The sequence below is a fragment of the Nostoc sp. NMS4 genome (genome assembly GCF_017115095.1).
GTDB lineage: Bacteria > Cyanobacteriota > Cyanobacteriia > Cyanobacteriales > Nostocaceae > Nostoc.
In genome coordinates, this window is the sequence record NZ_JABXKI010000378.1 from 1 (window position 1) to 6,103 (window position 6,103).

Annotated in this window: 7 protein-coding genes; 3 read left to right on the top strand and 4 right to left on the bottom strand. The window is 40.7% G+C overall.

Annotation, left to right across the window (positions count from 1 at the left end; genetic code table 11):
* Window positions 1-301: 301 nt before the first annotated feature.
* The 4 genes from HWQ37_RS31640 to HWQ37_RS31655 form a co-directional block, all read right to left on the bottom strand.
* A complete protein-coding gene (locus HWQ37_RS31640) occupies window positions 302-559 on the bottom strand; it encodes a type II toxin-antitoxin system RelE family toxin (protein ID WP_292754804.1) in 258 nt (85 codons plus the stop codon).
* Complete coding sequence (locus HWQ37_RS31645; protein WP_292754806.1) at window positions 537-758, bottom strand: hypothetical protein; 222 nt, start codon at window positions 756-758, stop codon at window positions 537-539. The genes HWQ37_RS31640 and HWQ37_RS31645 overlap by 23 nt, the downstream gene beginning before the upstream one ends.
* Before the next feature lie 571 nt (window positions 759-1,329).
* The gene (locus HWQ37_RS31650; protein ID WP_292754808.1) at window positions 1,330-1,503 is read right to left on the bottom strand and encodes a hypothetical protein; all 174 of its coding nucleotides are present in this window, start codon (window positions 1,501-1,503) and stop codon (window positions 1,330-1,332) included.
* Between the two features lie 2 nt (window positions 1,504-1,505).
* Entirely contained in the window at window positions 1,506-1,760 is a 255-nt protein-coding gene (locus HWQ37_RS31655; protein ID WP_292754810.1) for a helix-turn-helix domain-containing protein, read from the bottom strand.
* A 180-nt stretch (window positions 1,761-1,940) separates the two neighbouring features.
* On the opposite strand from HWQ37_RS31655, the gene HWQ37_RS31660 reads away from it, so the two are divergent.
* The 3 genes from HWQ37_RS31660 (at window position 1,941) to HWQ37_RS31670 (ending at window position 6,099) form a co-directional block, all read left to right on the top strand.
* The gene (locus tag HWQ37_RS31660; RefSeq protein WP_292754813.1) at window positions 1,941-3,236 is read left to right on the top strand and encodes an HsdM family class I SAM-dependent methyltransferase; all 1,296 of its coding nucleotides are present in this window, start codon (window positions 1,941-1,943) and stop codon (window positions 3,234-3,236) included.
* A 2-nt stretch (window positions 3,237-3,238) separates the two neighbouring features.
* On the top strand, window positions 3,239-3,898 hold the full coding sequence (locus tag HWQ37_RS31665; protein WP_292754816.1) for a hypothetical protein: 660 nt from the start codon (window positions 3,239-3,241) through the stop codon (window positions 3,896-3,898).
* Between the two features lie 407 nt (window positions 3,899-4,305).
* Window positions 4,306-6,099, top strand: coding sequence for an ABC transporter ATP-binding protein (locus HWQ37_RS31670; protein ID WP_292754818.1), 1,794 nt, complete (start codon window positions 4,306-4,308; stop codon window positions 6,097-6,099).
* The last annotated feature ends 4 nt before the right edge of the window (window positions 6,100-6,103 follow it).

Genomic DNA, 6,103 nt, shown 5'->3' on the forward strand with positions numbered 1-6,103 from the left:
TGCGGTGACTGTTTGCCTCGATGCCCAGAAAAGTTAGATATTCCAGCTTTATTGGCAGATACTCACCAAAAATTAAGTGGGAAAGTCGGTAGGAGATTGTGGGGTTGACAAATCCAGGGTCAAATTCGCTATCAGTCCCTCTTCTGGGCAACTACTTTGACCTGTGCAATTGCACCCTCTGGAGCTATATGTATAACGACGTATAACGGCTAAAGTGAGCGGCATCGAGTAGACTAGAACGTAGCGCGAAGTCTCTGTACCGTCTGCTCCACTGCGTTGTTAGCTGGCTTGTCGCAACGGGCTAGTTCAAAAAACTCTCATATTCATCATGATCGCCGATCCAAATCCAATAATAATCGTCGCCCTTTTTCAAAGCTAATGCTCGATACCCACCACTGACACGGGCAGACCAAAGGTTTTTACCAACTTTTTTGAAACGCAACGAGGGATGAAGTGAATTTTCCTGCCAAAGTTGATAAGCTTTCCGCACTTGCTCTTGCATCTCAGGTGACAACTCGGCATACGCTTTCCAAAAATCAGCCGTCGCAAAGGACTTCATCGAGATCCTTCACGTTGTTTGCTGCAATGTCCTCCTCTGCTTGAGCAATGAGACGATCTAATTTTCCTGATGCTAAGTCCACTTCGATTTTCCGATCCCACATCTCATCGAGATATTCTTGAAGCCATTTTGCCAGATTGCGAACTTCATCCTCTGATAATTGCTTGATTGCTGATTCAACTTCTAGGCGAGTGTTCATCGGGTACTCCACATACTAAAAGCAGACATATATGCCCACTAATTATAGCTTAGAGGTCAGCAGAGCTAAAAAAATAGACAGCAGCTATTTGAAAGCCTTTGTGTAAAAGTCAGTACTCAATGTTTATTCAAAATCATCAGGCTCTTCAAAGCTCGACGGCTGAAGACGAACAATATTGCCATCCTCTATTCCTTCGATTTTGTTGAGGATCTTTTTTGGGGATTCGGTGGGAGAAAAATTTTGCAACCTGTGAATTAAGCGATCGCTCTCTCATTTTAGCCTTGCGATCGCATCCACGGTTGCAGCTTCAAGTGCAATCTGGCTTCTAGTTTGTACTGCCAAAGAAAAGTGATGCTGGGTTTCCTGTTGTCAACCCCGCCTACGGGGATAGGCGATCGCCCTACTTTGACCTGTGCAATTGCACCCTCTGGAGCTATTATAACGACGTATAACGGCTAGCATCACCGGCGGCAAACAATATTAAAACGAAGCTAAAAGCCTCTAATCCATCCGGTGTATGCGTTTGTTAGACTGATCCCGATTGAGTCTGGTGAAGCAATATTAATCTCGATTAATCTCGCTCTTCATTTTGAAATTCATTCTCGTCTATTTCAATTAACTCATCAACTTCAAATGCAGCAATTGCTACTATGGGTAAACTTAGGCTTCGGAAGCGTTGTCCTATCAAAGGCTTAAGCTGCTCTTTTAATTCAGCTAAATCATCACTTGATATACGATTGATCATATCTACTCCTCTTCCTTCTGGATTTTCTTGTTTATTTCGGAAGGGAGGACATCCTCTAAGTGAAGACCCAAAGCAGCACACCACTTAGCCGCTTCGATCACATCAATTCGTCTCTCACAGGTTTCTACCTTTGAGATAAAGGTTTGATCCTTACCCAATTTTTCCCCAAGCTGTTGCTGCGAGAGACTTTGCCTCTTTCGTGCATTACGAAGGCGAGCAATAAACTCAATATAAAGAGGATCATGAGCAGATGACATTTAACAAGAAATATGCGAGTTCAGGGTATGCGTGGAACGTAAAAGATTTAATCTTCTTCCAGACTAGATAATCTTCGCCCTTAAAAAATAAGCCAAAATCGCATATTTCCAGACTAGTGTCTGATGTCTTGACAGTCATCCTATTTCAAGCAATACTCAGTAGGGATTAAAGGAGTAAGTATGGCTAAGAGGCATCACAATCAAAAAGGGAATCTCGAATCGTTATTTCTCCACATGGAGGAACTTGTTCTTGCTAATTCTGGCGAAGATGAATTTGAAGAGGTTTTTAAGTTACTTATAGCAAAACTATGGGATGAACGAAGTCAGCAATCAAGATTTCATTGCCATAGCACTGATGAAGTTACGTTTGAGGCTATAGCTAAACTCATGCAGCAAGCTGAAAAGGAATGGTCTGGAGTGCTTGATGACGTTAAGCCAAGACTTACGCCTGAACACCTTGCTATTTGTGTAGATGCTATTTCAAAACACAACATCTCAAACGATAGCCTTGACGTTATTGATAGTTTCTTTGAATTTATAGTTGCTAAGTCTGCCAAAGGTGCTAAAGGACAATACTTTACTCCAAGACATGTAGTTGAGTTGTGTGTAAGAATTTTACAGCCAGCTTCATCTGAAACGGTTCTAGATCCAGCTTGTGGTTCAGGTGGATTTCTTCTTCATGCACTGAGTTTTGTTAGAAGAAATGAGAGATTGGATAGTGTAGAGGAACTTCAGAATTTCTGTGGTGAGAAGCTATGGGGTTTCGATATTGATGCCAGAGCTATACGAGTTGCTAAAGCTTTAATGGTGCTTGCAGGAGATGGAAACAGTAATATTATTCGGCTTAATAGTTTATTGAAACCTGAAATGGTTGGGTTGTTCAATAATACAGACGAACCGAATCTCACTATAGAGGATATATGCCGCAGTCGAATAAAGCGACATAAAGGTTTTGATGTTATTCTTACAAACCCTCCTTTTGCCGGTGAAATTAGAGAGAAGCATTTTTTGGATTGCTATACTCTCGCAAATAAAAAATATCGAGTTGAAAGAGATGTCTTGTTTATCGAACGGTGTCTTGAGCTTTTGAAGCCTGGTGGCCGTTTAGCTATTGTTTTGCCTCACAATAAATTTGCAGGTAACTCATTTGATTTTTTGCGAGAATGGGTTTTAAAAAAGGCAAGAATTCTCGCAGTGATAGGATTAGGAAGACATACTTTTCTTCCTCACACTCATCAGAAGGCTAGTATTTTGTTTCTTCAAAAAAATCATCCTTCAATGAAGATTTCGCCAGACTACAATATATTTTTCGCAATTAGTGAGAAGGATGGAAAAAACTCCAAAGGACAATTTATTTTGTGCGAGTCTGCATTAGAAATGGGTGATGCTTGGGATACTATAGATCATGATTTTTCAGAAATAACGGAGAATTTCACAAGATTCTTAAGACAAGAAAATATTAACTTTAAGGATTAGATATGGCTTTAATCTCAATTAGGTCAAGGGCATGTCTTGCTTCACCAGTAATTCTCGCCCCGGAAAGATACGATCCCAGAAGAAAATTGGATACACAAGGAGATGAAGTAATTGAACTTGGTGAAATTGTTATTTCCTTTAGAAAAATGGTTCAGCCCTCTACTGAAATTGGAGAATGTTTGGTACTTGATACATCCGATATTCGAGAAGGTATTGTCATCGGCAGAAAACGACCAGTAATGGGTATAAAAATTGGTAGTGCCAAGAAGGAAGTAATAGCTGGAGACGTTATTATTTCTCGACTTAGACCATATTTACGTCAAGTAGCATTTGTCGATAAGGAGATACCTAATACTCAAAATACTCGAATTCTTTGCTCCACGGAGTTTTTTGTCTTACGTCCAATTGACGATCGTCCCATAGCTTTTTTAGTACCATTTCTGCTCTCTAGCAAGATTCAAGAGGTGCTTAAAGCATCGCAAGAAGGTGGACACTATCCAAGATTTATTGAATCGGCGCTCTTAACACTTCCTATCCCTAAGAAGCTACTATCAGAACGGGAAACGATTTCTGAAGTCATCAAAAATAGCATCCATCTGTATAGAGCTTCTGAACAAGCAATAGCAGATATGGTAACAGAATCAGATGACGCTCTGTCTTAGAAGTTTACTTAGAAAGATTTCAAGGCTCACAGATCACTAAGCAAAAAAGTCTTAGATAAGTAGATGTACTAATTTATTTACACACCTAATTTATGGTTGATCAATGCTTTTCGCACAATATTCTGTGTAATTAATCCTGTCCAACTACTTAAAGCTTGAAGATTTTGCAGTCTAACGGCTCTGGTCATAAAATGGTACAAAGTTAACACCCTAGTGCGTTAGCCTACGCCATAACACACCCTACAAAACTAGTTTTTAGGTTTCAACTTCGGGGTTTTCAGCCAACATTCTGATAAAAATGTAAAATTTATAAAGATTAATATAGAGTTAGGTAGATCCGCCCAAACTGGGGTGTCTCGCGCAAAAAAGATGAAAATTAAAAAAAAAGAAATATCTTACGCCAATCATTGACGGTTTTCCGCTACAGTGGACGGGCTGTAAACTTAGTATGGACTACTAGCCGATCGCTTACTATTTTTCTGGCTAGTTTAACTTTGGTGGCTGGTCTTTTACCGGCGGCGATATCCTACATTAGTAAGTTAATTGTGGATGCAGTGGTACTTGCCTCTCAAGTTAACTCACAAAGTAATGGTTTTGTCAACATTTATCCTTCACTATTTTATGTAGGATTAGAAGCGATCGCTGTAATTTTACTAGCAGGTAGTCAACGGGGCATCATTATTTGTCAGTCGTTATTGCGGGCGCTAATGGGTCAGCGAGTAAATGTACTCATCTTAGAAAAGGCGCTGACACTGGATCTTAGGCAGTTTGAAGATTCAGAATTTTATGACAAATTGACCAATGCCCGACGAGAAGCATCAGTTCGTCCCCTTTCTTTAGTAAACCGCACCTTTGGGTTGGTGCAAAATGCCCTTTCCCTAATTACCTACGGGATTTTGCTAGTAAATTTCTCAGTTTGGGCGGTGGTAGTACTGATTTTGGCAGCGATGCCTGTATTTATTGCAGAGACGAAATTTGCTGGAGAAGCCTTTCGCTTGTTTAGTTGGCGGGCGGCAGAAACTCGTCAACAGCACTACTTAGAAAATCTATTAGCAAGAGAAGATTTTGTCACAGAAGTCAAACTCTACCAGTTAGGAGAAATGCTGTTAGGACGTTATCGCAGCCTATTTGAACAACTCTATGGCGAAGACCGCGATTTAACTCTGCGGCGAGGATTGTGGGGATATCTCCTGGGTTTAGTCAGTACAGGTGCTTTTTACCTAGCTTATGCTTGGATTGTGTTGGAAACAGTGCTAGGTAAGATTTCTTTGGGAGATATGACTATGTATCTCACCGTATTTCGTCAAGGACAGTCTACTTTCTCAAATGCCCTTACCTCTATTGGAGGGATGTATGAGGACAACCTATATTTATCAAATCTCTACGATTTCCTAGAAGAAGAAGTGCCAAAGTCTTGGGGTAAGGCAACCATTGGTTTAAATCCCCAAGATGGTATCCGTTTTGAGAATGTCTCATTTACTTATCCGGGAAGTTCCAAGCCAGCATTGAGAAATATTTCGCTGCATCTGAAACCCAAAGAGAAACTGGCGATTGTGGGTGAAAACGGTTCCGGTAAGACTACTTTAATCAAACTACTTACCCGACTCTATACGCCGGACTCTGGGCGAATTTTCTTAGATGGCTTGGATTTGCAGGAATGGGATGTGGATGTGTTACGTCGTCGTGTTGGTGTGATTTTTCAGAACTTTGTCCGCTACCAGTTCACTGTGGGGGAGAATATTGGCGTGGGCGATGTAGAACATCTCGAAAGCAAAACACAGTGGAAAACTGCTGCTGAAAAAGGCATGGCCCAATCTTTTATTGACCAATTACCCCAAAGCTTTCAAACTCAACTTGGTCGTTGGTTTAAGGGAGGACAAGAACTTTCTGGGGGACAGTGGCAAAAAATTGCTCTTTCTCGTGCTTTTATGCGATCGCAAGCAGATATCTTGGTGTTAGATGAACCAACATCAGCAATAGATGCCCAAGCTGAGTTTGAGATTTTCAATCATTTTCGCGCTATTACTAAAAATCAGATGGTACTTTTGATTTCCCATCGCTTCTCGACGGTACGAATGGCTGACAAAATTCTAGTTATAGAAAACGGCGAAGTTATAGAACAAGGAACTCACGAAGAACTGTTACAGCTAGGAGGACGTTATGCTAAATTGTTTCTCTTACAAGCGGCTGGTTATCAATAGGAAA

Bases quoted from the DNA above. Each gene is read 5' to 3' on its own strand.
- HWQ37_RS31645 (WP_292754806.1), bottom strand. From the start codon at position 758: ATGAACACTCGCCTAGAAGTTGAATCAGCAATCAAGCAATTATCAGAG.
- HWQ37_RS31640 (WP_292754804.1), bottom strand. From the start codon at position 559: ATGAAGTCCTTTGCGACGGCTGATTTTTGGAAAGCGTATGCCGAGTTG.
- HWQ37_RS31650 (WP_292754808.1), bottom strand. From the start codon at position 1,503: ATGATCAATCGTATATCAAGTGATGATTTAGCTGAATTAAAAGAGCAG.
- HWQ37_RS31655 (WP_292754810.1), bottom strand. From the start codon at position 1,760: ATGTCATCTGCTCATGATCCTCTTTATATTGAGTTTATTGCTCGCCTT.
- HWQ37_RS31665 (WP_292754816.1), top strand. From the start codon at position 3,239: ATGGCTTTAATCTCAATTAGGTCAAGGGCATGTCTTGCTTCACCAGTA.
- HWQ37_RS31660 (WP_292754813.1), top strand. From the start codon at position 1,941: ATGGCTAAGAGGCATCACAATCAAAAAGGGAATCTCGAATCGTTATTT.